A 21,771-nucleotide genomic window follows, 5' to 3' on the forward strand; every position below is an offset into this window, starting at 1 on the left:
TCCTGCGGCCACCAGGCGCACGCGGACACAGTGGGCGCCCTGAACGTGCTACGGGCCGGGCTGGTCCATCGCGACGCCAACCCGGCATAGCGAGAAGCCCCCTCGTTCACGAGGGGGAGGAGTCACGCAGTTCGGTACGGCGGGCACACGAGCCCTGGACGGCGCCGGTCCACCGGACGACGACGGCTGGGTGGAGGTGGAGATGCCCGTCGAGTCACGAGCCGTCGCCGTGACCGACCTCCTCAGACTCGGCACGGAGGCCGAGGTACTCGGTCCCCCGAAACTCCGGCAGGCCGTCGCCGAGGCGGTGGGGGTGCTGGCGGAACGGTACGGGGCGGCGCCGGCGCGGGTCACCTGACGGGACAAGCCAGCTCGGGCCTCGATCTGTTCGGGGAACACGTCACCACGGACACGGAGAAGTACGAGGGTCGTTCGAGGTAGAAGCCCAGCGTCACGTCGGTCCCGGATTCCAGCCGTTCCGCAGTGGAGTCGATGAGCAGGGCCAGGTGAGTGGTGTCGCGCTCTGTCTCGGAGGCGAACCGGGGCGCGTACTCGGCCAACCGCTCTTCGAGCCAGGCCGCCGCTTCCTTGGCCTCGTCCCACGTGCCGCGAACCAGCGAGGACGGCTTGATGAGCCAGTACGCCGTTTCCAGGGGCGGCAGATCCGAGGTGGGGAACTCGGCCGACACCTCGCGGTAGCGCTGGATCAGTTCCGGCCTGGTTCCGGGCGGAGGTGGGTCGGGGTGCGGGGGGCGCCGTAGTGCTTCCTGGTCGAAGCGCTGTTTCGGGCCTGTCCACAGATACCCGTGGTGGTGCAACTGTCGCCCCGTTCCGTGTGCGGAGGGTCGAGGAACCAGCCGGCCCCGGCCTTGGGTGAGAGGCGGGGCCGACTGGCGGGGGAGGGTCAGACGGGCAGGCCGAACCGTGCCGGGTCGATTCCGGCCACGGCGAGTTCCTCCGTGGTGAACCGCAGGGGCTCGGCGTCCGGCCGCTTGCTGTCCCCGAGGGCCCAGGCGTCGTCGCCGATGCGGGCCAGGGTGACGCACCCTTCGGTGCAGGGGCCGCCGCACGCCTTCACGAACGAGGCCCCGTCGATGTCGAGCGCGTACAGGTCACTTCCGTTCAGCATCACTGCACCTTCCTGCTCAACTGATCGCGGCCATGACTGACCGCCGCCGCCCAGGTCGGACGGGAGCACTTGGGAGGAGAGAGGAGGGGCAGGGCGCCTGATGCCGGAGGCTATGACCCGGTTTCCTGAGAAGTGGGCGCCGTCAGGCTGCCCGCCTCGGCCGCGACGCGAAGTGCCTCGGCTATCTGCTCGACGTACTCGGCCTTGAGCATCCCCACGTGCACGAGGGGCGTTCCGGAATGGGTGACCACGGACCGCAGGTGCTGCTGTACACGCTCGGGAAGCCCAAGAGCGGCCAACGCTTCTCGGAGCGCCTTGGTGGCGTTGTCCGCCCGACCTCGGCTCTCACGCCATGTCCGCATGTCCATCAGTGCGCTTCGTTCTGATGCTGGCGCAGCTGAACGTTGCAGTCGGACACGGCGCTGTAGTCATCGCTGCAGCGAGCGTTCTGCCTGGCCACCGAAAGGGACAGACACGTGGCGCAGCCAGGTGCGGCGGCGGGCTCGGCTGATGGCTCAGTCAGGCTGTACCCCTGCGGTTTCTGCGTCCCCACGCGTGGCCTCCCGGGCTGGTCCGCTCTCGATGCGATGACCGTAGGGAGTCCCCAAGTTGTGGGTCCACGTTCTTGCATGAGCTTGCACGTGGATCACCCTAGAGAGTCAATGGCCTCGGTGATGAGAGCACGCGCGTCCGAGCCGTGGACGGCGATTTTCGACAGTTCGGAGAAAGCTTTGGCGTACACGGCGATCTCGCTGGGGGCCGAGACGTTGACGGCGGCCGTGAGCAGTTCGACACTCGCTTGCCGGTCGTCGAACAGGTAGAAGGCTTCCAGGGGCCACACGCGTCGTTGGGCGGTGAAGGGGATCACCCCCAGACTGACGTTCGGGAGAGCCATGACCGCGAGCAGGTAGCCGAGTTGGCCGGCCATGGTCGCTGCGTCGCCGATGCGGTAGCGGAGCACCGTTTCTTCCATCAGCAGGGCAAACCGGTGATTGCCTTCGTGCAGTACGCGTGAGCGCTCGATGCGGGAGGCGGCAGCTGTGGCCGAGTCGTCGGGGGTGCCCTGGAAAGTGGCGATCGTGGACAGCAGGGCTGTCGCGTATGCCTCGGTCTGAAGCATCCCGGGGACGACGTTCGAGCAGTACACGCGGAAGTGACGGGTGCGTTCGTACAGGGGAACTATTTCCTCCTGCGCCCTGCGCATCCCGTGGCGGTGCAGCTTCTTCCAGTGCACGTACATCTGATCGGCTTGGCGGTTGGCTGCGATCAGATCCGCTGTCTGGTCCTCGGCTCCGCAGGCTTTGCACCATGCGCGAATATCGGCATCGGAGGCGGGCGTTTTCGCCCGCTCGATGCGTGATGACTTCGCAGGGCTCCAGCCACACCGAAGAGCCAGCTCGTGTCCAGTCAGCTCGGCGTCTTTACGCAGATCCCCGAGACGTGCTGCGAGGACTTCACGGGCGGCCTGGGCGCTGGACGAGGGGGACGCGGACATGAGTCGGCTCTTCAGGTTCGCTGGGTCAGAACGAGTACTTCTCGTGCGGGATGCCGCGTTCCCAGACGGCTTCGAACGCCGCCGTCGCCAGTCGCGCCACGGTGGGTTCGGTGCGAACCTCCCAGCCCGGCTCCGACCAGTTCCCGTCACCCGTGAAGTGGTTGAAGAGCACGGTCTCTTCGTCGAACACCCAGCAGTCGTTGCCGGGCAGGGCGATGTCCGACGCCTGACGCCTGGGAAGCCAGCGGACCTGCTCTCCGGCATGGAGGTTGACGGGGGTGCCGGCGTGCTCGTACCGGATGTAGTCGGTGACCGGTTCCGAGATGATGCGGGCGCGGCGGACGACGACACCACGGGCTACCGTACGCCGAATCAAGTCGACCCAAGGCGCCCAGTAGTCGGACGCGGGATCCACGTCACGCTGCCCGGTGCGCTTCCAGTTTTCGAAGTCTTCGGCCTCGTCACCGACACCGTACGAGTCGCGCATCTCCAGGTGCACAGCCGAGTGCCTGGCTGCTGCCAGCAGTTCGTCAAAGCCCGGTTCGTTCTGCGACATCGCACGCCTTCCTGAGCATCGGCACCATACGGGCCGGAATCCGGATCACGGCTTCGTGAGCAGGGATGCCCGGCACGTGTCCGGGCACCTCGAACCTCGCACACTCCGCCTCGAGCCTCTCGTCCGGCTTCCAGCCCTGGAGCACCAGTTCCCCCTTCTCCTCGTCCACCCACACGGTGGGGGACCCCTGCTGTCCGGTGTCTGGATCGATCCCGATGAACCGCAGTGCCATGGCTGCCTCCGGTGCCGAGTGGCTTACGCCAACTTGCACGAGCTTCGCCAAACAGGCTCGGTATCGTCAAGGGCGCATGCCTGGCACCTGGCGGGACCGGGCGGGAAGGTAGGCGCGCACCAGGGGTACGTCAGCCCTGGCGCGGGCTTGCCTTCAGTGTGCGGAGGAGAGCGCCGAAGGCGGAGGGGGTGGCCGAGAGGATCGCTTGGGTGGGGTCGGCGCTTTCGGTTAGGTGGATTGTCCTGGAAGTGGCGGATATGTGGACGCAGGACTCTCCCTGGGCGCAGTAGGACGATTTCTGCCATGCGTAGGTTGTCATGCGGGTCCTCTCACAGTTCGGTGGCCAGGTTGTGGATGAAGTCGCGGGTCTTCTCCGGGGAAAGAGCCACGGATTCCATGCGCTGGAGCAGGTTGCGGTACGTGTCGAGCTCGGCCTCGGCATCGACCAGTGCGGGCCCGTGTGACTGGTCCAGAGAGACCGTGTCAAGGCGGGGCACAGCGCCGTGGATGTAGAGGAACGTCTGTCCAGAACCCGGGTAGGCGCCGATGGAGAAGGGGATCACCTGGATCGTGATCTCGTCGTGTTCGCTCTGGTCCAGCAGATGCTCAAGCTGCCGCTTGGCGACGGACGAGCCGCCCACGGGTACACGGAGAGCGGCCTCGTGAATGATCGCCTGGTATGGCACCGGGGCGGGCTGGTCGAGCAGTGCTTGGCGCTGGAGCCGATGGTTCACGCGGTGCTCGATGTCGCGGCGACTGAACTCGGGCACTGCCTGCTCATAGATGGCGCGAGCGTGGTCGGCGAGTTGGAGAAGTCCGGGGATATGTGCAGTGTTGGCCGCCTGGAGCCGAACCGAGTGGTGCTCGATCTCCGCGAGGTCCAGCAAGCCGGCTGGTAGCACCTCCCGGAATGTCTCCCACCAGCCCCCCTTCCGTTCGGTAGCCAGCTCGATCAGGCCATCGATGTAGGCGGTGTCCGAACAGCGATAGATGCGGGCCAGAGCGCGTAGGCGGTCCGCGCTCACGCCGAAGCGACTGGCCTCAATGTTGCTGAGCTGTGCCTGACTGACGCCGAGTTGACGCGCTCCATCGGTCACGGACAGGCCCGCACGTTCGCGAAGCCTCCGCAGCTCCGTGCCGAGACGGAGGCGGCGGGCGGACGTGGCGGTCTTGGGAGCCATGGCTCAACTCTCCTCGCGAAGCCGCGCGTTGTTATCACCCACACGAGGGAAAACCTCATGTGATTGCCGATATGGGAAATATATTAAGTGGAGAACCGTTAGCGTACTGACTCAGGCGCCCCGCCCAGAAGTGCCCCGCTCGACGGAGCGACGCGGTCACTGGGCAACCCACGCACGCAGGCAACGCAGACCAACCGTCCAACTCCCCTCTGTGACCGGAGGTTTCCATGGCAACCGTATCCCCGTCCTGGAACTACACCCTGCACCTTCCCCGCGACCCAAGAGCTTCCGGCATCGCCCGAGGCACCCTCCGGCTCGTTCTGGCCGCGCACGACCTCGCCCAACACTCGCCCACCGCTGAGCTGTTGGCTTCGGAGCTGCTCAGCAATGCCCACCTGCACACCAAGGGCCCGTACGCCCTGCGTATCGGCTCCAAGGAGCCCGACCGGCTCATGGTCGCCGTGTGGGACAGCGACCCGAGGGTGCCGGACGGCTTCAAGGAGGGCGCCCCCGTCGTCGTACCCGAACAGGACGCCGAACACGGTCGCGGCCTGCACCTCGTACGGGCGTGTGCGGACGCGTGGGGAGTGTCGGGCGCCTCCAACGGCGGCAAGCTGCTGTGGGCCGAGTGCGGGGAGGCGCGGTGAGCGGAGTGGTAGGGGCACTGGGAGCACTTGGGAACGGCGTGCGATGTCCGTCGTGGGCGCCCGGCGCCATACTGGGAGGTGAGGCCGTGCCCGTCCACCAGGAGCAGACCATGAGTGCACAGCGTGAGTGCGGCTGGGGCGCGATGCCCCTCCCGGAGATCCGGACCGTGGACGACCTGCGCAGCGCGCTCAGCCGGTACGGGTTCCCGGGCGACCGGGAACGCTTCGAGGACGAACTGGCGGCGGCCATAGGAGCATCCCCCACGGATGACTTCGAGCGCCCCGCGGCCGTGGTCAGGGCTTACCGGCACCGTGTGCGGATCAGGAACTCGCCCGAGATCATGGCAGCTCTCGAAGAGGCCCGTGCCGGAGGCGGCGGCGGATGAGTGAGGTTCCGCTGGAGGAGGCCGAGCCCGCCAGGAAGGCGTACGGCGACCTCACGGAGGGGGAGCGGGAACTGGTCCGGGACGCGCTGGCGGTCATCGTGCGGGACCCTGCGGTCGGCCGTGAGATTCCCGGCTGGCGTCCTCCTTCCGTGGAGTACACGTACACGACTCCTCTCGCCCATGACTCGGCTGAGGCGATCACCGTCGTCTACACGCACACGCACGGCATGGGGGTCACAGTCGTCTACTACTTCCGAGACCCACAGGTCGTAGGTCGGTAAGTTGGTAGGTCTGCAGGTCCGAGGATCCGGAGCCGCTTGATCATCGGGCGGCTCACACCGACTCACACCGGCCAGCTGTGTGAGTATCCCTCCCGCACGGGCCCGCCCATCAAGTCGAGAACCTGCTCCACCACCGCCGCCAACAACGCGGGGTCGGCCCGTTCCGCGACCGCCCGGTGGCCGTCCAACAGGGCCCGGCCCCGTGTCGGGTCCGCGGTCAGCAGCCTGCGGGGGAGCCACTTGCCGATGCCCGTCCACGCGCTGTGGTGGGCGGTGAGCAGGTGTGCCGCCTCGCGCAGGGTGTGGTCGGCCAGGGAGAGCTGTTCGTAACGGTCGGCGGGCGGGGTGTCGACCAGGTCGTCCAGGTAGCAGGTGAGGACGTGGCGGCCGTGCTCCCACTCCTCCGGAGTGAGCGGGGGCGGGCCGGCCGCGAGGATCGCTTGCGCCTGGTCGCTCGTACGGGCCACATGGCCGTACGGGTCGGTCAGCGGCAGGCCCTCGGCGTAGAGGAACAGGACGGTGCCGCGGCGACGGGCGCTGTCCCACGCGAAGAACTCCGGTACGCCCGCGACCGTGTTGAGGAACAGCTCCGCCAGGCGCCCCTCGTGGCGGACGACCTCCCGGCGGCCACTGCCCGAGTCCGGTAAGAGGACCGCCACGTCCAGATCACTGGTCGGGGTGGCGCGACTCTGGGCTGCCGAGCCGCCGAGCACGGCGCCCAGAGCGTGCGGGAAACGGGTCCTCACCAGGCGCAGCGCCTGGGCCTTGGCCTGGGCCCCGGCTTCAGCCAGAGCGCCGGGAGTTCGCTGATCGGTCATGGGCGCTCATAGTGCCAGGGCCCCCTTGGGAGGAAGGAGCGGGCTGTGCTACCCGGGTAGGAGATTGAGGTCGGAACCGAGGCGCTGGGTCGGCGACGCGTAACTCCGTAGGCGGCCGACCGTTCCTCGACGACTCCCAGGAGTGGCCGGAGTGCTTCTGCGGCGAGCGGATGGCGCTGTTCTTCCAGCTCGACCTGCCCCCGGACCTGGAGCCCTCCGGTGGAGACCACCTGTTGGTTTTCCGCTGCCGCGAGTACAACGACGCGGCCTTCCCCGAGCTGGCCGACGACGGCCGGCTCGTGCCCGGGTACTGGGCTGCCCCGCAGCCGCCCTACCCGCGTCCCTTCTGGCGCGTGCTGCTCCAGCGTCCCGCGGTGCGGCCGGCGGCGGAGCCCGCACCATCCCTGCGCGCCCTGCCGTTGACGCTGCGCCGGTAGCTCCTGGCGGCCGCTAGGAGCGCGTCCGGCCCGACCGCAAGTTGCGGCCGGGCCGGAAACGGCCCCACTACGCCGGTATCCGGAGGCGGACAGCCGTGAAGTCGATCAGCGGTGTAAGGGGCCTACGGGATGAGAGCGGCGGGCCGGTCTTCGAGTCGTGGCTCGGCGTACCCGCCGCCGCGAGCGGCGTTGCGCTCACACGATTTGTCCACGTGTACGACTCACAGTCGCGCATGGCGCGCAACATCATGAGCGTGCCGTAGCCCAGGGCTAAGGACTCCTAACAAAAGGAGGTTTACGGACCTCCGGGAATGACGGTGTGTCAGTTCTCGTTGATGCTGGCCGAAGGGGGTGCGAGCCAGTCGAGACGAGGAAGACCGCTGCCAGACCGTGGGAGATCGACGACGAGTTGTGGGCGCGCATCGAGCCGCTGCTGCCGGTCGTCCCACGTAATCCGCGGCGTCCAGGTCGTAAGCGTCTGGATAGCCGCAAGGTGCTGTGCGGGATCCTGTTCGTGCTGTACACCGGCATCCGCTGGGAGTTTCTGCCCCAGGAGCTTGGCTTCGGCTCGGGGATGACCTGCTGGCGACGGCTGCGGGACTGGAACGAGGCCGGGGTCTGGCAGCACCTGCACGAGCTGCTGCTCTCCGAGCTGCGGGCCGCAGACCTGCTGGACTTCTCCCGCGCAGCGGTCGACTCCAGCCACATCCGCGCGATGAAGGGCGGGCCGGCCACCGGTCCGTCCCCGGTGGACCGGGGCAAGGCAGGCAGCAAGCACCACCTGATCGTCGAGGCGCACGGCATCTCCCTCGCGGCAATCACCACCGGCGGCAACCGTGGGCGACGTCACCCAACTGATCCCGCTGATCCAGGCCGTCCCGCCGATCCGCGGCAAGCGCGGCCAGCCACTGCGCCGCCCCAAGCACTTGTACGCCGACCGCGGCTATGACCACGAGGTCTACCGGGACAAGGTCCGCCGGTTCCAGATCACCCCGCACCTCGCCCGGCGCGGCACCGGGCACGGCTCCGGCCTGGGCGTGTACCGCTGGGTCGTGGAAGGAGCGATCGCGCTGCTGCACTGGTTCCGCCGCCTGCGCATCCGCTGGGAGATCCGCGACGACATCCACCACGCGTTCGTCACCCTCGGCTGCGCCGTCATCTGCTGGCGACGACTGCGCACCGCACTTTGTTGAGAGTAAGGGCGGGCGATCGCCCCAGGGGATGGCCTGTTCGATGCGTCAGAACGCATACGTGGCAGTCGGGCCCGCGCGGCCTCACATCCGGGATCTCAGCACGTCGACCTCACAGCCCGGCGCGAAGGGGTCGAAGCCCTGCTCGATCAGCGAGCGAACTGCCAGCAGGCTTCGCAACGACGACCACGCGTGGATCACGTCGAGGTCGATGTCGGTGCCATAGCCGGCGATGACGTCGTCGAGGTGCTCCTCGTGTCCGAGCGTGAAGGTGGCGAGGTCGTACAGGGCATCACCCTGGCCCGCCTCGGACCAGTCGATGATGCCGGTGACCTCGTCGCCTTCGACGAAGACGTGCGCGATCTGCAGGTCGCCGTGTGTGAACGCCGGAGTCCATGGCCGGAGCGCGGCCTCGGCGACCTGGCGGTTGCGGGAGACCAGGTCGGCGGGCAGGACGCCGTTCGTCACGAGCCACTCGCACTCGTCGTCGAGTTCCGCCACCAGCGCGACGATGCTCCGTCCGGCCCTGCCCTGCCGGGGCGGCAGCGGCGCGTCGTGCAGCTTCCGGATGGCGGCACCCGCCGCGGCCCACGCTGTCGGCGACCCGGTCGACGGCCCGCCGAGGCGCCCAAGCGTCGTCCCCGGGAGTGCGGCGGTCGCGAGCACGGGCGGCTTGCGCCACAGGACTTCCGGGGTCGGGACCGGCGCGAGGGACATCGCCTCGACCTCAACGTCGATGCGCGCCTGATCGGCGTCCACTTTCAAGAACACGTCACCGACGCGCAGAGTCGCGCGCTCGGAATGAGCGACGACGACTTCGACCTCATCCATGGGCAACCAGTATCCCGGGGATGATCGCCGACGTCGCCAGGTTTATCGCGTGCGACTACGCGGCTGACCACGTCCCAATACCCGGCAGCCTCGTGCACGACCCCGACCTCTGACCAGGCCAAGCCCACCACTTTTGTTAGGAGTCCTAAGAGGTTGTCTCACGTGGTGATAGTGCGAGCTGCGGCATGATGCCTCTTCGTGAGTGCCGATCTGTCGCAGCGGCTGGTTCCTGACGGTCTGTGGGAACTGGTCGCCCCGTTACTGCCGTCGTTCAACTCCCGTCCGCAGGGCGGCGGGACCGCGCCGCTGGACGAGCGTGCCGTGTTCACGGCGGTGGTGTATGTGCTGACCAGCGGGTGTGCCTGGCGGTATCTGCCGGAGACGTTCGGAGTGTCGCCCGCGACGGCACACCGCCGGTTCACAGCGTGGACCGAGGTTGGGTTGTGGCGCCGATTGCACCGGGCGGTCCTGGACGAGCTCGGCGCCCAGGGTGAGATCGACTATCGACGTCTCACCGTCCGATACGAGCGAAAGGGCTCCCACTTCCTCGCCTTCCTCGGCCTGGCCGCCGCCCTCACCTGCTACAAGAAACTCGCGAAGCTCACCATGTGAGACAACCTCTTAGCGCGCTAGTTGGCCACAGCGTGTGAGGCGCCGATTCCTGTGTACCGCGCTAGCGATACGGGCTGAACACTCCACGTCAGAGCGTGTGCTAGACCAGTGTGGCAGGAGCACCCGTCGCGGTGTCGCCATGCTGAGCCGCCTCTACAGCCACCATCGTGGGCGACTCGATCAGCCGAGTGGCTACCGAGTCCAGCACCACCGCGAACGCTCGGGACCGTTGTACGAGCCCTTGGTAGAGCAGGGCCACACACATGACCAGCCCGAACCACCACAGCCAGTGCGCGCGCAGAGCGAGTGTGGACACAAGAACGGTCACCGGCAGGAACATATTGATGCGGATCGATGCCTCTGCAAGCAATCGGTCATACTTGTCAAAGACCTCCGGCCGCTCGATAAGAAGTCGGGTCGCAAGGTCGGGCAACTCGTCTCGCAGAGCGTATAGCGCGGCGAGCGCCAGGGATGGCAGCCCACGGACAGTGAGATCCGTGAGCGGCAATTCAGGGCCCCGCCAATCCACCGCTCTGCCTGTCAGTGACCGGCGCCAGTGCACGTGCCTTATAGTCCGGCGACCACGAATAGTCACAAGAGTCCACGATTCGGGCTCGCCGTCGACCGCCAACACCCAGCCCCTAGGGTGGGCAGCTTCCAGTGCCGCGAATCCTTGCTCCTCTCGCAGTTCCTCCAGGCTGACGTTGGTCCGCAGCGTCGTGCGCTTGGCGGTTCGGGAGGGCGCAGTCCGATTCCACGCCGCTATCGCTGCTGCGTACCGCTCAGTCGTCAAGCTCTCACCTTCGTCGAGGCGAATGCGGAACCGATCAGCGACCGCTTCCCAGGACGCTCGGTTGGGCCTGATCGGGTCGATCCACCTGGCCCCAGCGGCGTCTAGCTCGACGATTGAGCCCAGGAAGTAAGCAATGAACGTCAGCGCGGCCAGGAACGTTGCTGATGGGAGGACGCCGTCGAGGGCGTAAAGGTCAGCGATCGGTCCGCGAGCGGTGGCCCTCCGCAGCAGCGCATCGCGGAACCAGAGCCAGCCGCATATCAGCCATAGGTAACCCACCGTCAGGGGCGTGCGTAGGTCCCGTAGGCCTGGGAGGAGGCTCGCGAGCACTTTCATGACGCTACCGGGGGTATTAGCGCGCTAGCAACACAATGATGTGGTTTGATCGCCCCTGGTACTGGGCTGACCCGTTCTCATCGAGCCCTGACATGCAAGATCCCATCACCGCTGGGCACAGCCTCGGCCAGTTGGCCGGGCGCCATGGCGGGGCACGCTTCGAGGGTGACTGCCTTTCTGAACCAACTGCCTGCACTCATAGGTGTCATCGTCGGCGTCCTCGGAACACTCCTCACTGCACGCCTTAACGACAGAGCGCAGTGGACACGCGCCCTCTCAGTACGGTGGGACGAACGGCGATTGGACGCGTACTCCGAGTACGCTCGCGCGCTCAAGGAGGTCCACTTACTCGCGCATCGCATCACGGCGCCGTCCCGACCCGCGTCGCGGGCGCACCCGGTCGATCGGACCACTGGGCTTGAGCTGATGGCCCAAGCGGACGCCCAGAGGACCAAAGCGTGGGAGGGGGTGCTTCTGCTGGGTGACGCTGACACGGTGGCCGCCGCGCGCGACTGGCGCTGGGCAGTGCTGCAGTTGGAGCGAGCGGCACGTGGCATCGCTGGCGACGACTTCGACTGGGTGGCCGCCGTACGGCGTGCGGACGAGGGCCGAGACCGCTTCTACGACGCTGCCAGGGCCAGCCTGACCGTGGGCAGCGGTGATGTAGCTCAGGCGCGATGGCTCACCGACCGACACATGAACTCGTGATTCCGACGCGGTGACACAGCCGCACTCCGAACTGAGCGCCAAGGTGGCCAACTGAGATGCTCAGTCACACGTATTGGCGGGCCGCCGCACAGCGCTCTGGCGGCGGTCCGCGTCCTAGGCTGTTTCTGATGGCTCTTGGACGGTGTCGCGGAGCCAGATGACGATCGCGGTGACAGTCGGGGTGCCGTTGAAGATGTAGTCGCGCTTGTCGTACCGGGTGGCCACCGCGCGGAACTGCTTCCACTTGTTCACGCACCGCTCGACCGCGTTGCGACGGCGGTACTGGGCCTTGTCGAGGGCCGGGGGCCGGCCACCGGCTCGTCCCCGGCGCTTGCGGTGGAGCCGCTGGTCATCGGGCTGAGCGATGGTGGCTTGGGCGCCGAGCTCGTCCAGGACCGCCCGGTGCAATCGGCGCCACAACCCAACCTCGGTCCACGCTGTGAACCGGCGGTGTGCCGTCGCGGGCGACACTCCGAACGTCTCCGGCAGATACCGCCAGGCACACCCGCTGGTCAGCACATACACCACCGCCGTGAACACGGCACGCTCGTCCAGCGGCGCGGTCCCGCCGCCCTGCGGACGGGAGTTGAACGACGGCAGTAACGGGGCGACCAGTTCCCACAGACCGTCAGGAACCAGCCGCTGCGACAGACCGGCACTCACGAAGAGGCATCATGCCGCAGCTCGCACCATCACCACGTGAGACAACCTCTAACTCCCCCCGTTCTGGCAGTATTGCCTTACGAACTCTTCGGCCCCTTCTGCGAGTACGTCATCGATCTCGTCGAGGAGGTTGTCCACCTCGCGCGTAAGCCAGATCTGTTGCGCGATTTCGTGCCTCAGGTCGTTCCTTGATATATTGTTGTCCGGATTGCCGCCATGTGCGGCGGTGTCAATTTGTGATTCCAGTCCGGGGGTTCTCAGGACGTGGTTGGCGGCGCTCTGAACTCGGAGCGGATGGCCGTTCTCGAACCGCCCGGTCGCGACCAGGTCGTTGTGCGAAATCCTGCCATCGGGCGCATTGTGGTGCGCGGCAGTCTCCACGCTCGTGAAGTTGTCCAAGATGACGGCGGCCGCGGTGGCGTTCCCGCAGGATGTGTTGGTCGGGTGCGCAGGCGGCAGTGCGAACGCCGGTGTGGCTCCTGCCAAACCAAGGGCAGCACTCGCGACTATTGGTGCGATGGCTAGCATCACTCGGTTCATTTTCACTTTTGCTCCCCCTTCGCATTTCCCTTGCGGGCTATATGAGGAGGGAAAGCGTAAGGAAGTTTCTTGTGGGGTGCGTGACATGAATCACAGATGTGTCTGTGTCGTCTCCACGGATACTCATGAAGCCGATGGCGGTGTTCCTGCCTGCCGCGCTTCTGGCCGTCCTTGCTGATCTTGCGTTGCTTCGGACATGGAGTTCGCCGTCCATCCCGGTCGGACGGAACAGCCCTACAACACCCGTGAGGAAACCTACGGACTGTTCCTCGGCAACCTCGCCTATCTGCCGGCCTGCCCGGCTCACTGCGATCCGGCGGCGGTCTGGCCGGTGAACCAGAACTGACGCCCGACGACCAGAGCAGACCTGCCAGGCCACAGGTGCGACCGCTCGGGCTGTCCTGCCGTCCGACCGGCTGGGACCTGTCCGGCCGATCATGCGGCTATCCGAGCACGGGTCCGATCCGGGAGGTCGGGAAATGGGGAAGCGCCAGGCCGGGGTTCTTGGCGCGCTGGTCCTGCTAGAACAGTGACCGGTGGGTACCCAGGAGCGCGAACGCAAGGTGTACCGGCCGCTGCGGCGGGCCGGCCTCGAGGTGATCCCGAACGCCGTGCCGGACAGCGCGATGCCGTTCGTCTTCGGTTACCGTGCCGAGGACATTGTCGGCGGCTTCTTCCACCAGTACGACACCCCACGGCTCGTCGAGCGTCTCAACGAGGACTGGTATGACCTCGCGGTCTCATCGGGTCTTTTCGGCCACCGGCGCGAGTTCCTCCTCCAGCTTCCACAGGGCACCCGCACGCACTGGGCCTCCCTGCAGAACATGCACAGTGGCCGCCGTGCCGCACCCGCGGTCTGGACCCGGGTCCGGCTCCTGGAGCGCTGGGACATTATGGGCCGGGGCGCGGCATCGGCGTTCCTCGGCATACACGCGGGCCACCCGGGCTTCGGCATGATGGCTCTCGACAGCAGTGTGTACGTCAAGGCCTCGACGGGCGAGACCGGCATTGATGTGCTCGCGGTGCGCCACCCGGACCGCTCGGAGAACATCCTGCGGTACCTGGAATGGTTCGCGCTTCGGGACAGTCCCTCCTCTGACCGCGAGTTGCAGGAGCGGATCGCCGTCTGGCTCGCGGGCCGCGCACCGAGTGCTGCCAGCCGTTCAGACCGATGACGGTGCGGCCCCGGTGGCCGAGGCCGACAAGGTTGTTTGTCCAGCTGATCATGTGACTACTCCATTGTTTGAAGCAGTACGCGAATGTGATCGCCCGGACAGGTCCTAGACCAGATCCACCCGCACCGTCAGCAGATCCGTCCCCACCAGCCGGACCACCGTGCTGTTGTGCCGGGGGAGGGACTTCAGGCGCGCGATGGGGTCGTCGTCGGGGAGGACGTGGGCCGTACCGGCGTACCAGCGGCCCTTGATGCGTACGCGCACCGTGCTGTTCGCCCGGATGTTGCGTACGTACTGGGACTTCTCGCCGTACTCCGAGACCAGCCAGAAGGAGTCGCCGACGCGGCGGCCGCCCACCGGGGTGCGGCGGGGCAGGCCCGACGTGCGGCCGGTGGTCTCCAGGACGGTCTGCAGCGGGAGGCGGCGTGAGACCGGATTGACGATCCGGCGCTGGAGCGTCGTGACCGCTCGGTGTTTGAGGCCGTCGTAGCGGGACATCGGCTGAGGGCTCCTGTCGGTGTGGTGGTCTGCGGTAGTTGTACCGCGCATCTCCGTCGGAGGGGTGAGGCGGCAGTGTTTTCAGCCCCCGCTTCACTCCCCGCTTCGCTCCCCCAGGAAGATCGGGTTCGTGAACGCCGCCAGCGCCCCCGGCAGCGGCGCCAGCACCGCCTCGTGCCGCAGTTCCGCCCGTACGTACGCCGCGTACCGCGCCGTCGTACGCCACTCCACCGTGCCCGTGCCCGACACCGGAAGTGGCGCGCTCGTGTGGAGGACGCCCTGGTCGGTGACGAGGCGGACCGTGCAGCGCGGGGCGCCCGTGGCCTCCAGGCGGACCGTGACCGGGGCGTCGGCGGGTACGGCCAGGCGCTCGCCGATGCCCGCATGCTCGCCCCGGCCGCCGGACGCGGTGAAGGACAGCGCGACCGACTGGGACTCCGCCACGTAGGAGCGGCCCGCCTTCAGGCCCTCCAGGACGGCCTCGCGGCTCAGGTCGTCGGCGAGGACGACCGTCTGGGGCCTGCCGACGGGGTCCGGGTCGCGGTGCGCGTCGCTGCTGCCCATCGCCGGGATCCAGGCACGCGGCCCGTCCTTCGAGCGCACCGAGGCGACCAGCGTGCTGTCCCAGTCCGCCAGCGCCACCTCGTCGTCAGGGGTGTACGCGCCGTTCCACACCTCGATCACGTCGGCCTCGCCGAAGCCGAACTTCCAGTTGCAGCCGACGCAGGTGGCGTGCGGGTGGGCGGGGACGACCAGGCCGCCCGCGGCGCGGATTCGCCGCGCGTACTTGCCGAACCGGTTGTCCCGGGCCCGGTAGCGCCAGTCGATGAACGTGCCGGGGTCGGTGCCGAGGGCCACCACGTGGCCGTTGCGCGTGGTCACCTCCTCGCCCAGCAGGATCAGCAGTTCGCCGTCGGGATGGGGGCCCGCCTGGTCGGCCCAGTGGGCGTGCGCGGAATGGGTGTTGTGCTCGGAGGTGTTGATGAAGTCCAGGCCGGCGGCGCGGGCCAGCGCCGCGATCTCCGCCGGGGTGCGGCGTCCGTCCGAGTACCAGGAGTGCAGATGGCAGTCGCCGCGGTACCAGGCCCGTCCCCGGCCCTTCGCGCGGGACGGCGGGTACGTCGGCTTCACGGCCCGGCCCGGCTCGCCGTACGTGAGGGTGACCGTGATCTCGTACGTCAGGCCCTGCGGCGCCACCGTGTACGGGCCCAGCGCGATGTGCCAGGTCCCGGGGCGGACCGGGCCCGGGATGTAGCCGGGGGTCGCGTCGTCCGCCCGGATGAAGAACTCGGTGCGCGCGCCGCCCGACCAGCCGCGGAAGCCCCTGCCGCCGAGGTCGGTGCCGCGTTCGTCGAAGACGCCGATGTCGAGGGCGTTGCCCACGGTGCCGGGCGGGACGGTCGGCCTGTCGTAGGTGTAGGCGACGTGTAACTCCCGTACACCGGAGGGCACTTCCAGTGGTACGTACACGTAGTCGGGTGAACCGGTGGGCAGGGTGCCGCGCACCGTCCGGGTCTCCTGGTCGCCGTCCGCGGCCTCTGCGCCGCTCGCGAAGGTCACGCCTCCCAACGTAAGCGCGGTGGCCGCCCCCGTCACGAACAGGGCGCGTCTGCCCATGCCGGTGCCGGACTCCGTGGCGTGGTCGTGGGTCTCGCACATGCTGCTGCTCCCAACGCGTCGGATGTCACTCGGGTGTGCAGGTGTGGCGCGTACAACCCTGGTATTCAGCCCTGAACTCCCGTGCAAGGGAAGAGGATCGGCAGCTTTCCCGGAGACGGCACGCTGCCGTCTCGGGTCCGTGCGGAAAGGGGCCCGGTGATGGGCGGAGTGGACAGAAGTGGACCGGAATGTCCTACCTGCCAGCGGGGTTGCCGATGCGCGAGTGGTGCTGGTGTGATGGGTTCCTCGTTGTCCATACACATACTGAGGGAACCGTCGCGCCGAGTCGCGGCCTCCGCTCGACACCCAGGACGTGCCCGGCTGAGCCGCCCGTCAGGATCCAGGACCCAGGACCCCGGTCGCAGGACGTACGGTCGAGCACGGGCCGGTGCGGGCCGACCTGACGGAGCGTTCTGTGACTGTTCGCAAGTGGATCAGCGGATCACTGGGAGATCCGAGGGAAAAGCGCGCCATGGGGTCGACCTACCGCCTGGAGAGATCTTCTCGCGCCTCTCTTGTCCTCCACGGGCCGTGCCCGTGTGACGACGCACGTCGCGAAGCCTTCCGCGTCGCGTCTTCTGCGTAGCGCCTCCGTCGTACGGTCGTTTCCCGCGACCGCGACGTGATCCGGGCCTCGGCGGGGGCCGACGGATCTTTCTCCCGTTCGCTCGTACTCAGGAACTCCGTGGCGGCCTTGCGTCTCCGGTGTCCCCCCGGCGCCGAACGACGTGATCCGCAGCCGTCTCTCCCCCTTCTGCACAAGGACGCCTATGCCATTAGCGAAGGATGCCCTGCGCCGTTTCCGCTCGATACGTACGTCACTGCTTCTTCTCGCCCTGGTTCCCAGCGTCGCGCTGGCACTCGTCTGGCTGGCGGCGGCCGGCGGGCAGCTCTCCCAGGCGCTCGATCTGCGCGACCAGACCTCGTTGGGCAAGGACGTCGCCGCGCCCGGCAATGATCTGCGGCAGGCCTTCCAGCTGGAACGCCGTCTGACCGCCGCGTGGCTCGCCGACCCCGAGTCCTCCCGGACCGCCCTGCGCGCCCAGCGCGCCAGGACCGATGTCGCGCTCGCGGCGGTGGCGAAGGGTTCCGCGGACCTGGAATCCGCCCCGGAAGGCGTCAAGACCGCGCTCGCCCCGATCTACAACGGCCTGCGGCAGCTCCCGCTCCGTGACCTGCGCGAGCGGATCGACCAGCGGGAGATATCGCTGAACGAGGCCACCGGGAGCTACACACGCGTCATCGTCGCCCAGATGACCGCGTTGGGGAACGTGAGCGCCCAGGTGGCGGACGGCCCCCTGGTCGCCGAATCCATTCCGCTGGGCCTGCTGGTGAACGCGGCCGAGCAGATCCAGCTGGAGGACACCGCGCTGTCCGCCGCCCTCGCCGACGGGCGGCTGACTCCCGCAGCCCGCGCGCAGTACACCACGGCGGTGGGTACCCAGCGGTGGCTGCTGGCTTCTCTGCGGGCTCAGGCGTCCCCCGCCGACCGAGCGGCGTTGGGGCGGGTCACCGGAAGCGTCGCCTGGCAGCGGATGACCGAAGTGGAGAACGCCCTCCTCACCGGAGAGCCCGGCGACAGCCTGCCGGACTCCTCCCGGCAGTGGCGCGCCGCGCTCGACCGGGTCGGTGACGACCTGGCCGAGCTGGCCCAGGACGAGACCAGGGAGCTGATCCAGCTCCAGACCTCCACCGCCGACGACCAGGTGAGCCGGGGCCTGCTGCTCACCGCGACCGGTCTCCTGGCCGTGCTCGCCTCCGTCCTGCTGGCCTGGCGGGTCACCCGGTCCCTGCTGCGCCGGCTGAGGCGACTGCGCGAGGCGACCGTCACCCTCGCGGACAGGCAGCTGCCCGATGTCGTCGACCGGCTCAACGAAGGCGAGCGGGTCGACGTGGGTGCCGAGACCATGGAACTCGACTTTGGCGACGACGAACTCGGCGAGGTCGTCCGCGCGTTCAACTGCGCGCAACGCACCGCCGTCAGCAGTGCCGTCGAACTGGCCGATGCCCGCCGGGGATTCGAGAAGGCCATCCTGGGCGTCGCCCGCCACACCCAGAACCTGGTCAACCGCCAGGTCGACCTGCTGGACAAACTGGAACGCGAACACCAGGAACCCGACGTCCTGGACGGCCTGTACCAACTCGACTCCCAGGCCAACCAGATGCGCCGCTACGAGGAGAACCTCATCGTCATCAGCGGTGGCCGCCCCGGCCGGCAGTGGAGAGAACCCGTCCTGCTCACGGACGTGCTGCGCAGCGCCGCCGGAGAGGTCGCCGAGTACCAGCGCGTCACCGTCGAGTGCGACGAGCACACGCGTCTGGCCGCGCACGCCGTCGCCGACGTGATCCACCTGTTCGCCGAACTGATGGAGAACGCCACCCAGTTCTCGCCCCGGGACTGCCCTGTCGTGACCAGGGTCGAGCCCGTCGGCCTCGGCCTCGCCGTACAGATCGAGGATCGTGGCCTCGGCATGTTCGAAGAGGACCTCGCCCAGTTCAACGACATGCTGGCCAAGCCGCCGCGGTTCGAGGTACTCGCGCTGGGTGACGACACACGCCTGGGGCTGTTCGTGGTCTCCCGGCTCGCCGCCCGGCACGGGATCAAGGTCTCCCTCCGGCCCTCCGCGTTCGGCGGAATGATCGCCATCGCCGTGATTCCCGGGAAGCTGCTCGCCCGCGACATCCAGCAGCCGGGGTTCCTGAACGAGCATGTCCTCGGTGCGGACGGCGCCGAGGGGATGGCCCACGAGCCAGGTCATCCCCCTCACGCTCACACCACCCATGCCGGTCCCGCAGCCCACACCCGTCCCGCGGCACACGCTCATGCCGCTCACGGCTGGACCGGCCCGGACTTCCCTCCTCCCGTCGAGGTTCCGCCACCTCCGGCCGAGCCCCCGCTCGTGCCTTCCCCGTTCCCGGCGGCCGACTGGTCCTCCGGCTCGTCTCCTGTGGCCGACTGGTCCTCAGGCTCGTCTTCCGCGGCCGACTGGTCCTCCGGCTCGTCCCCCGTGGCCGGCTGGTCCTCCAGCGCGTCCACGGCGAGCAGCCGGTGGCCTTCCACGCCGTCCACGGCGACCGGCTGGCCCACCACACCGCCGCAGCCGGATGCCGACCCCCCGGCACCGCTTCCGCAGCGCGTCCCCGAGGCGAGCCTGGTGGACGAACTGCGTACGGAGAACGCGCCTCAGCCGGCTCCCATGGGGCTTCCCTCCGCGCAGCAGGCCGCCTCCGCCATGTCCGCCTTCGTGCACGGAACCAGACGTGCCCGCAACCTCTGCAGAGGGGGCAGCTCCTACTCCGAGCCGTCATCCGCGTATGCATGGCCGACTCAGCAGACCCCGACGAAGGACACACGATGACGACCGACCCTGCGCCGGCCACCAACAGTCAGCTCGACGACCTGCTCACCCGGCTGGTGGACCAGGTCGCCCAGGTGCGATGTGCCGTGGTGGTCTCCGAGGACGGCCTGGTGGTGAGCAAGTCCACCAGTTTCCCTCGTCCCGAGGCCGAACGCCTGGCCGCCACGGCGTCGGCGCTGATGAGCCTCAACCGCGGTGTCTGCACCGACTTCGGCGGTGGTGCGGTGCTCCAGTCGCTGCTGGAGATGAGTTCCGGCTATCTCGTCCTCACGTCCGCCGGCACCGGGGCGTATCTGGCGGTGATCACCACCGAGAACGCCGACGTGGGGGTCGTCGTCTTCGAGATGAACATGCTCGTCAAGAAGATCGGCGAGCACCTCAGCGCACTGCCTCGTGCCGAGTTCGCCTTCGGCTCCCCGTCCTCTCCCCGCACCGCCTGGCAGAGCAGCACCGGGGGTACGCCATGAGCGAGTACCCGCGGTACGGGCAGGACGAGCCGTACGAGCCGTATCCCCAGTACGGGCAGTATCCCCAGTACGGGCAGTATCCCCAGTCCGAGCAGTACCCCCAGTACCCCCCGTACCAGCAGTACCTCCGGTACGAGCAGTACGAGCAGGCCAGCCGCCTCGTGCGTCCCTTCACCATCACCGGGGGCCGCACCGAGCCCAGCCGCAACATCTTCACCCTCATCACCATCGTCACGGCCACCGCCTCCGTCCGGGCCGGGCCGGGGCTGCAACGGGAGCACCTCCGGGCGCTGGACCTGTGCGCCGCGCCCGCGGCCGTCGCCGAGATAGCGGCCCACCTCGACCTGCCCGTCGCCGTCACCAAGATCCTCCTGTCGGACCTGCTGGACCAGGGGCGGATCACCGCCACGGCGCCCGCGCAGGGGAGCGGCGGCCCCGACATCGCTCTGCTGGAGAAAGTGAGGGACGGGCTTGCCAGGCTCTGACACCGATGCGCCCAGCGCCGTCAAGATCCTCGTCTCGGGTGGGTTCGGCGTCGGCAAGACCACCCTGGTCCGCTCCATCAGCGAGATCGCCCCGCTGCGCACCGAGGAGGTCCTCACCGCCTCCGGTGCCGACGTGGACGATCTCTGCGGAATCGAGGAGAAGACCACGACCACGGTCGCCCTGGACTTCGGCCGCATCACGCTCTTCCCCGACCTCGTGCTCTATCTGTTCGGGACGCCCGGCCAGCAGCGTTTCTGGTTCATGTGGGACGATCTCGCGCTCGGAGCGCTCGGCGGGATCGTCCTCGTCGACACCCGGCGCATCGATGTCAGCTTCTCCGCGATCGACTTCTTCGAAAAGCGCGGCATTCCCTTCATCGTCGCCGCCAACTGCTTCGACGGACGCCAGGCGTACACCGCCGGACAAGTCCGCCAGGCGCTCGCCCTCGGCCCGGACATCCAGCTCCATGCCTTCGACGCCCGCGACCGCGTGTCCTGTCGCGACACCCTCCGCACTCTGGTCGACCACCTCGTCGAACGTGTCTCCCGCACACCATGAGCGGGAGGCGAAGCCCGGCGGGGTCGAGTGACGCGACGATGCCGACTGGTCGGTATGGACAGGGAGGTTCCGTGGCGGTACAGATGAGCCATGGACATCGCCGTGACGGTCTTTCTCACCGACGAGACGATCACCCCGACCCGCCTCGCCCGCGAGCTGGAGCAGCGCGGCTTCGCCGGGCTCTACCTGCCCGAGCACACCCACATCCCCGTCGAGCGGACGACGCCGTACCCGGCGGGCGGGGAGCTGCCGCGCGAGTACGGCCGCACCCTCGACCCCTTCGTCGCGCTCGGCCAGGCCGCGGCCGTGACGGAGCGGCTGGCCCTGGGGACGGGCATCACGCTCATCGCCCAGCACGATCCCATCGTCCTCGCCAAGCAGGTGGCGACGCTGGACCATCTGTCCGGCGGGCGCTTCACGCTGGGCCTCGGCTTCGGCTGGAACGTCGAGGAGGCAGCCGACCACGGTGTCGAGTGGCGTACGCGGCGGGAGCTGGGCCGGGACCGGATGGCCCTCATGCGCGCCCTGTGGGCGGAGGAGCCGACCGCGTACGAGGGGGTGTTCGGGGGCGTACGGGCCAGTCACGCGTACCCCAAGCCGGTGCGGAAGCCGCGTGGTCCGGTGGCCGGGCCGCGCACCCTCATCGGCGGGGCGGCCGGGCCGAAGCTGTTCGCGCACATCAGTGAGTACGCCGACGGGTGGCTGCCGATCGGGGGGCGCGGGCTGACCGAGTC

At 68.3% G+C, this 21,771-nt stretch carries 28 protein-coding genes and 1 pseudogene; 15 read left to right on the top strand and 14 right to left on the bottom strand.

The genetic code is table 11. From position 1 onward, the window contains the following. Nucleotides 1-124: 124 nt before the first annotated feature. A pseudogene (locus FNH04_RS18860) lies at nucleotides 125-358 on the top strand (WYL domain-containing protein); the annotation flags it as partial. Here the strand turns inward: FNH04_RS18860 and FNH04_RS18865 are convergent. The 7 genes from FNH04_RS18865 to FNH04_RS18905 all read right to left on the bottom strand — a co-directional run bounded on the left by FNH04_RS18865 (nucleotide 351) and on the right by FNH04_RS18905 (nucleotide 4,593). Further along, the gene (locus FNH04_RS18865) at nucleotides 351-818 is read right to left on the bottom strand and encodes a hypothetical protein (protein ID WP_152785738.1); all 468 of its coding nucleotides are present in this window, start codon (nucleotides 816-818) and stop codon (nucleotides 351-353) included. The pseudogene FNH04_RS18860 and the gene FNH04_RS18865 overlap by 8 nt on opposite strands. 86 nt (nucleotides 819-904) lie before the next feature. Then, a complete protein-coding gene (locus tag FNH04_RS18870) occupies nucleotides 905-1,129 on the bottom strand; it encodes a DUF397 domain-containing protein (RefSeq protein ID WP_152785741.1) in 225 nt (74 codons plus the stop codon). Between the two features lie 646 nt (nucleotides 1,130-1,775). Beyond that, a complete protein-coding gene (locus FNH04_RS18885) occupies nucleotides 1,776-2,624 on the bottom strand; it encodes a helix-turn-helix domain-containing protein (RefSeq protein ID WP_152785746.1) in 849 nt (282 codons plus the stop codon). Nucleotides 2,625-2,649: 25 nt separating this feature from the next. Continuing rightward, nucleotides 2,650-3,180 carry a DUF6879 family protein gene (locus tag FNH04_RS18890; RefSeq protein ID WP_152785748.1) on the bottom strand — a complete coding sequence of 177 codons (531 nt, stop codon included), beginning with the start codon at nucleotides 3,178-3,180 and terminating at the stop codon, nucleotides 2,650-2,652. Then, nucleotides 3,155-3,412: a hypothetical protein gene (locus tag FNH04_RS18895; RefSeq protein WP_152785750.1), complete on the bottom strand. Its 258-nt coding sequence runs from the start codon at nucleotides 3,410-3,412 to the stop codon at nucleotides 3,155-3,157. The genes FNH04_RS18890 and FNH04_RS18895 overlap by 26 nt, the downstream gene beginning before the upstream one ends. 130 nt (nucleotides 3,413-3,542) lie before the next feature. Further along, nucleotides 3,543-3,854, bottom strand: coding sequence for a DUF397 domain-containing protein (locus tag FNH04_RS49040; protein ID WP_322723279.1), 312 nt, complete (start codon nucleotides 3,852-3,854; stop codon nucleotides 3,543-3,545). Beyond that, the gene (locus tag FNH04_RS18905) at nucleotides 3,742-4,593 is read right to left on the bottom strand and encodes a helix-turn-helix domain-containing protein (RefSeq protein WP_152785754.1); all 852 of its coding nucleotides are present in this window, start codon (nucleotides 4,591-4,593) and stop codon (nucleotides 3,742-3,744) included. The genes FNH04_RS49040 and FNH04_RS18905 overlap by 113 nt, the downstream gene beginning before the upstream one ends. 227 nt (nucleotides 4,594-4,820) lie before the next feature. Here FNH04_RS18905 and FNH04_RS18910 point away from each other — a divergent pair, with 227 nt between their 5' ends. From FNH04_RS18910 to FNH04_RS18920, 3 genes are all read left to right on the top strand, one after another. Next, nucleotides 4,821-5,240, top strand: coding sequence for an ATP-binding protein (locus FNH04_RS18910; RefSeq protein ID WP_152785756.1), 420 nt, complete (start codon nucleotides 4,821-4,823; stop codon nucleotides 5,238-5,240). Between the two features lie 110 nt (nucleotides 5,241-5,350). After that, on the top strand, nucleotides 5,351-5,626 hold the full coding sequence (locus tag FNH04_RS18915; protein WP_152785758.1) for a hypothetical protein: 276 nt from the start codon (nucleotides 5,351-5,353) through the stop codon (nucleotides 5,624-5,626). Continuing rightward, complete coding sequence (locus FNH04_RS18920; RefSeq protein ID WP_152785760.1) at nucleotides 5,623-5,907, top strand: hypothetical protein; 285 nt, start codon at nucleotides 5,623-5,625, stop codon at nucleotides 5,905-5,907. Before FNH04_RS18915 ends, FNH04_RS18920 begins: the two co-directional genes overlap by 4 nt. Nucleotides 5,908-5,969: 62 nt before the next feature. Here the strand turns inward: FNH04_RS18920 and FNH04_RS18925 are convergent, their stop codons facing one another. Further along, complete coding sequence (locus tag FNH04_RS18925; RefSeq protein ID WP_152785762.1) at nucleotides 5,970-6,725, bottom strand: nucleotidyltransferase domain-containing protein; 756 nt, start codon at nucleotides 6,723-6,725, stop codon at nucleotides 5,970-5,972. Between the two features lie 170 nt (nucleotides 6,726-6,895). Here FNH04_RS18925 and FNH04_RS18930 point away from each other — a divergent pair, with 170 nt between their 5' ends. Together FNH04_RS18930 and FNH04_RS18935 are read left to right on the top strand one after the other, a co-directional pair. After that, nucleotides 6,896-7,162, top strand: coding sequence for a hypothetical protein (locus tag FNH04_RS18930; RefSeq protein WP_152785764.1), 267 nt, complete (start codon nucleotides 6,896-6,898; stop codon nucleotides 7,160-7,162). A 397-nt stretch (nucleotides 7,163-7,559) separates the two neighbouring features. After that, nucleotides 7,560-8,355 (top strand): IS5 family transposase gene (locus tag FNH04_RS18935; RefSeq protein WP_322723282.1). Its coding sequence is split into 2 segments (ribosomal slippage): nucleotides 7,560-8,000 and nucleotides 8,002-8,355, totalling 795 coding nucleotides; the frame shifts between segments, so codons are not numbered across the junction. An 81-nt stretch (nucleotides 8,356-8,436) separates the two neighbouring features. Here the strand turns inward: FNH04_RS18935 and FNH04_RS18940 are convergent. After that, nucleotides 8,437-9,183: a phosphotransferase family protein gene (locus FNH04_RS18940; protein ID WP_152785768.1), complete on the bottom strand. Its 747-nt coding sequence runs from the start codon at nucleotides 9,181-9,183 to the stop codon at nucleotides 8,437-8,439. A gap of 198 nt (nucleotides 9,184-9,381) precedes the next feature. On the opposite strand from FNH04_RS18940, the gene FNH04_RS18945 reads away from it, so the two are divergent. Beyond that, on the top strand, nucleotides 9,382-9,795 hold the full coding sequence (locus tag FNH04_RS18945; RefSeq protein WP_322723280.1) for a transposase: 414 nt from the start codon (nucleotides 9,382-9,384) through the stop codon (nucleotides 9,793-9,795). A gap of 100 nt (nucleotides 9,796-9,895) precedes the next feature. Here the strand turns inward: FNH04_RS18945 and FNH04_RS18950 are convergent, their stop codons facing one another. After that, the gene (locus FNH04_RS18950) at nucleotides 9,896-10,924 is read right to left on the bottom strand and encodes a hypothetical protein (RefSeq protein ID WP_152785770.1); all 1,029 of its coding nucleotides are present in this window, start codon (nucleotides 10,922-10,924) and stop codon (nucleotides 9,896-9,898) included. A 426-nt stretch (nucleotides 10,925-11,350) separates the two neighbouring features. Here FNH04_RS18950 and FNH04_RS47715 point away from each other — a divergent pair, with 426 nt between their 5' ends. Then, nucleotides 11,351-11,632: a hypothetical protein gene (locus FNH04_RS47715; protein WP_228031491.1), complete on the top strand. Its 282-nt coding sequence runs from the start codon at nucleotides 11,351-11,353 to the stop codon at nucleotides 11,630-11,632. 114 nt (nucleotides 11,633-11,746) lie between these two features. Here FNH04_RS47715 and FNH04_RS49425 read toward each other — a convergent pair whose 3' ends face one another. Together FNH04_RS49425 and FNH04_RS49625 are read right to left on the bottom strand one after the other, a co-directional pair. Further along, nucleotides 11,747-12,295, bottom strand: a complete 549-nt coding sequence (locus FNH04_RS49425) for a transposase (protein WP_152785774.1) — start codon at nucleotides 12,293-12,295, stop codon at nucleotides 11,747-11,749. Nucleotides 12,296-12,343: 48 nt separating this feature from the next. Continuing rightward, on the bottom strand, nucleotides 12,344-12,676 hold the full coding sequence (locus FNH04_RS49625) for a ubiquitin-like protein Pup (protein ID WP_449343793.1): 333 nt from the start codon (nucleotides 12,674-12,676) through the stop codon (nucleotides 12,344-12,346). Nucleotides 12,677-13,031: 355 nt separating this feature from the next. On the opposite strand from FNH04_RS49625, the gene FNH04_RS46600 reads away from it, so the two are divergent. Both FNH04_RS46600 and FNH04_RS18970 read left to right on the top strand, forming a co-directional pair. After that, entirely contained in the window at nucleotides 13,032-13,181 is a 150-nt protein-coding gene (locus FNH04_RS46600) for a hypothetical protein (protein ID WP_194236735.1), read from the top strand. A gap of 217 nt (nucleotides 13,182-13,398) precedes the next feature. Next, nucleotides 13,399-14,010, top strand: a complete 612-nt coding sequence (locus tag FNH04_RS18970) for a hypothetical protein (RefSeq protein ID WP_322723281.1) — start codon at nucleotides 13,399-13,401, stop codon at nucleotides 14,008-14,010. 105 nt (nucleotides 14,011-14,115) lie between these two features. Here FNH04_RS18970 and FNH04_RS18975 read toward each other — a convergent pair whose 3' ends face one another. Both FNH04_RS18975 and FNH04_RS18980 read right to left on the bottom strand, forming a co-directional pair. After that, complete coding sequence (locus FNH04_RS18975; RefSeq protein WP_152785776.1) at nucleotides 14,116-14,508, bottom strand: nitroreductase/quinone reductase family protein; 393 nt, start codon at nucleotides 14,506-14,508, stop codon at nucleotides 14,116-14,118. 93 nt (nucleotides 14,509-14,601) lie between these two features. After that, the gene (locus FNH04_RS18980; protein ID WP_152785778.1) at nucleotides 14,602-16,167 is read right to left on the bottom strand and encodes a CehA/McbA family metallohydrolase; all 1,566 of its coding nucleotides are present in this window, start codon (nucleotides 16,165-16,167) and stop codon (nucleotides 14,602-14,604) included. 770 nt (nucleotides 16,168-16,937) lie between these two features. Here FNH04_RS18980 and FNH04_RS18985 point away from each other — a divergent pair. The 5 genes from FNH04_RS18985 to FNH04_RS19005 form a co-directional block, all read left to right on the top strand. Beyond that, entirely contained in the window at nucleotides 16,938-19,526 is a 2,589-nt protein-coding gene (locus tag FNH04_RS18985; RefSeq protein WP_152785780.1) for a sensor histidine kinase, read from the top strand. Beyond that, nucleotides 19,523-19,993 (top strand): roadblock/LC7 domain-containing protein, encoded by a 471-nt coding sequence (locus FNH04_RS18990; RefSeq protein WP_152785782.1) that lies wholly within the window; start codon nucleotides 19,523-19,525, stop codon nucleotides 19,991-19,993. Before FNH04_RS18985 ends, FNH04_RS18990 begins: the two co-directional genes overlap by 4 nt. 161 nt (nucleotides 19,994-20,154) lie before the next feature. Next, on the top strand, nucleotides 20,155-20,478 hold the full coding sequence (locus FNH04_RS18995; RefSeq protein ID WP_322723284.1) for a DUF742 domain-containing protein: 324 nt from the start codon (nucleotides 20,155-20,157) through the stop codon (nucleotides 20,476-20,478). Next, nucleotides 20,465-21,037 carry a GTP-binding protein gene (locus tag FNH04_RS19000; protein ID WP_152785786.1) on the top strand — a complete coding sequence of 191 codons (573 nt, stop codon included), beginning with the start codon at nucleotides 20,465-20,467 and terminating at the stop codon, nucleotides 21,035-21,037. The genes FNH04_RS18995 and FNH04_RS19000 overlap by 14 nt, the downstream gene beginning before the upstream one ends. Before the next feature lie 90 nt (nucleotides 21,038-21,127). Next, nucleotides 21,128-21,771: TIGR03619 family F420-dependent LLM class oxidoreductase (locus tag FNH04_RS19005; RefSeq protein WP_152785788.1), on the top strand; the 644-nt coding region annotated here is incomplete at its 3' end.

Origin of the sequence: Streptomyces phyllanthi, from assembly GCF_009377205.1 — a bacterium.
Taxonomy (GTDB): Bacteria; Actinomycetota; Actinomycetes; order Streptomycetales; family Streptomycetaceae; genus Streptomyces; species Streptomyces phyllanthi.